This window comes from Streptomyces sp. GbtcB6 (genome assembly GCF_019091475.1).
In the GTDB taxonomy this organism is placed as follows: Bacteria; Actinomycetota; Actinomycetes; order Streptomycetales; family Streptomycetaceae; genus Streptomyces; species Streptomyces hyaluromycini.
Genome location: NZ_JAGXJL010000139.1, coordinates 1 through 3,154, shown reverse-complemented (window position 1 = coordinate 3,154; position 3,154 = coordinate 1). Strand labels below are relative to the sequence as shown.

At 70.7% G+C, this 3,154-nt stretch carries 3 protein-coding genes and 1 pseudogene; all 4 read left to right on the top strand.

The window, feature by feature from the left end:
• The coding region (locus tag KVT45_RS54780; RefSeq protein ID WP_217562563.1) for an ATP-binding cassette domain-containing protein at positions 1–638 on the top strand (638 nt) is incomplete at its 5' end.
• Complete coding sequence (locus KVT45_RS54775) at positions 635–1,891, top strand: sugar ABC transporter permease (RefSeq protein ID WP_217562561.1); 1,257 nt, start codon at positions 635–637, stop codon at positions 1,889–1,891. The genes KVT45_RS54780 and KVT45_RS54775, both read left to right, overlap by 4 nt.
• Before the next feature lie 40 nt (positions 1,892–1,931).
• Positions 1,932–3,050 (top strand): LacI family DNA-binding transcriptional regulator, encoded by a 1,119-nt coding sequence (locus KVT45_RS54770; protein ID WP_217562559.1) that lies wholly within the window; start codon positions 1,932–1,934, stop codon positions 3,048–3,050.
• A pseudogene (locus KVT45_RS57515) lies at positions 3,047–3,154 on the top strand (sugar phosphate isomerase/epimerase); the annotation flags it as partial. The gene KVT45_RS54770 and the pseudogene KVT45_RS57515, both read left to right, overlap by 4 nt.

Genomic DNA, 3,154 nt, shown 5'->3' with positions numbered 1-3,154 from the left:
ACGGAGCGGGCAAGTCGACCCTGATGAAGATCATCTCCGGGCTGCAGCCCGCCGTCGGAGGCGAGATCCGTTTCGACGGCAAGCCGGTCGAACTGCGCCGCCCGGTCGACTCCACGGCGCTCCGCATCGAGACCGTCTACCAGGACCTCGCTCTCTGCGACAACCTCGACACCGTCCAGAACCTCTTCCTCGGCCGGGAGGAGACCGGCCCCCTGCTGCGCGGCGCGCGCCTGCGCCGCGCGGACATGGAGCACCGGGCGCAGGAGACCATCCGCCGCCTGGGAGCGAAGATCCCCTCCCTGCGCACTCCGGTCGGCCGTCTCTCGGGCGGCCAGCGGCAGTCCATCGCAGTCTGCCGCTCCACCCTCTCCGACCCGCGGCTCGTCCTGATGGACGAACCGACAGCGGCACTCGGCGTCGAACAGAGCACCGGCGTACTCGACCTGATCCGCCGGCTGCGCAGCGAGCACGGTTGCGCGATCGTGCTGATCTCGCACGCCCTGCGCGACGTCCTGGAGATCGCCGACCGCATCGTCGTCCTGCGCCTGGGCAACAAGGTCGCCGAGTTCGACAACAGCGAACGGACCACCAGCTCGGACCAGCTCGTCGCCGCCATCACAGGAATCTCGGCACCATGACCACATCGAACCCGTCGCCCGCGGCCGTCGCCGCCACTTCCTCTTCCGCCCCGCCGCCCGTCGCGCGCGTCGAAGGCCGCCAGTCCCGCCGCCGGCAGGCGCTCGACGCCATCGCCGGACGGTACCGATTCGTGCCCGTCGTCCTCATGCTGGCCGTGATCTGGGCCTTCTTCACCGCCCAGGACAGCGCGTTCATGGGCAACCGCAACATCACCAACCTGCTGGTGCAGATCGTCGTCACGGCGACGATCGCCCTGGGCATCGTCTTCGTCCTGCTGCTCGCCGAGATCGACCTCTCGGTCGCCGCCAACAGCGGAGCGGCGGCGGCACTCACCGCGATCCTCGTGGTCAACCACCACTGGCCCGCCTGGCTCGGCCTGCTGGCCGGGATCGCGGCCGGAGCGGCGATCGGCCTGATCCAGGGAGCCGTCGTCACCCAGTTCGGGGTGCCGTCCTTCGTCGTCACCCTGGGCGCCCAGCTCATGATGCTCGGCGCGATCCTGGTCCTGCTGCCCGGCGGCACCGGACAGGTCAGCCTCTTCGGCACCGGCATCGCCACGCTGTCCAGCACCTACCTGCCACCCGCACTGGGGTGGACACTCACGGTCGCAGGCATCATCGCGTTCGTCCTGCTGCGCCTGCTTGCCGTGGGCGAGTCCCGGCGCCGGGGCATCGACATCAGCGTGGTGCGTGAGGTCGTCGTCCCCGGCATCCTGGTCGGCGCCGCCAGCATCACGGTCGTGGCGGTGCTCAACAGCTATCTCGGGGTGCCCCTCCCCGTGGTGATCCTGTTCGCGCTGCTCGCCGTGTTCAGCTACGTCACCACGCAGACCCGCTTCGGCCTGCACCTCTACGCCGTCGGCGCCAACCCGGACGCCGCCCGTCGGGCCGGCATCCCGGTCGCCCGGGCCAAGATGATCGCCTTCAGCCTGGCGGGTGCGCTGGCCGCGCTCGGCGGCATCCTCGCCGCCTCACGCCTGCTCGGGGTGTCGGCCTCCTCCGGTACCGGCACGGTACTGCTGGAGTCCATCGCCGCGGCCGTGATCGGCGGGACGAGTCTGTTCGGCGGGCGCGGCAGCGTCTGGGACGCCCTGCTCGGCGCGCTGGTGATCGGTTCCATCTCCAACGGCCTCGACCTGATCGGTGCGGAGACCGTGGTCAAGTACGTCGCCGAGGGATCCATCCTCGTCCTCGCGGCGACTGTGGATTCGATCCTCACCCGTGGCAGTGTCTTCGCCCGAGCGACCAAATAGCGCCCGCTCACCGCAGAGACCGCCCTTGTAAGGAGCCCCGATGCCGTCCAGCCAGGACCAGACCCCGCGTCCGGTCGATCCGTCCCGCCGACGCCGTCCCACCCTGGCCGACGTCGCCGCGATGGCCGGAGTGTCCGTGTCCACGGTCAGCCGGGCTCTGGACGGCAACCCCCGCATCCCGGCGGACACTCAGCGCAAGGTCGTCGAGGCGGCGACCACGCTGGGCTTCAGGCGCAACATCTCGGCGCGGTCCCTGCGCACCCAGTCGTCCATGCTCGTCGGCGTCGTCGTCCCCGACATCGCCATCGCCTTCTACGCCGCGGTGCTCAAGTCGGCCCAGAACGTGCTGGAAGCCGCCGGCTACCAGGTCGTCGTGATGAACACCGAGCGGGACGCCCAGCACGAGACCGCCGCCCTGCGCACCCTCCAGGACCGCCAGGTCGACGGACTGCTGGTCGCCACCAGCGGCGGCTACGTCCCGGACCGGGGACCGGTCGTCTTCTTCGACCACGTCATCCGGGACACCGGCCTGGGCTACGTCAGCCCGGACAACGTCGGAGGCATGGCCACCCTCGTGGAACACCTGGCGGTCGTCCACGGCCACACCAAGATCGCCTTCCTGGGCGTGCCACCCGGTCCGACCGACCGGATCCTGCGCCTGGAGAACGCACCCGCCACCGAACGGCTGGAAGCCTTCCGCAACGAAATGGGCGGGCGGCGGCTGCCGGTGCCCCCGGAGTACCTGGCCTACGGCGACCACGAGTGGACCGAGGCCAGCGCGCAGCGGGCGGTGGCCGAGCTCATGAGGGTGGACGATCCGCCGACCGCCATCATCGCGGCGGGCGACACCCTCGCCCTCGGCGCGCTTCGCCAGCTGCGCGCCGACCGGTACCGGGTCGGCACCGAGATCGCCCTGGTCTCCTTCGACGACCCGGTCTCCAGCGACCTGCTCGACCCGCCGATGACCGCCCTGCGCCGGCACGACCGCGAACTCGGCGAAATCAGCGCGCGGATGCTGCTGGACGCCCTTGAGGTCCGCAAGTCCGGCGGCGCACCGAAGACCGAGCACCCCACCGAGACGCGGGTGCCACTCGACCTGATCGTCCGGCGCAGCTGCGGCTGCGCACCGGAAGCGTCTGAATCGGAGCCTCCACCATGAGCCGACGCCCCGTCACGCTCTTCACCGGCCAATGGGCCGACATGCCGATCGAGGAACTCGCCCGGAAGGCAGGCGAATGGGGCTACGACGGCCTCGAACTCGCC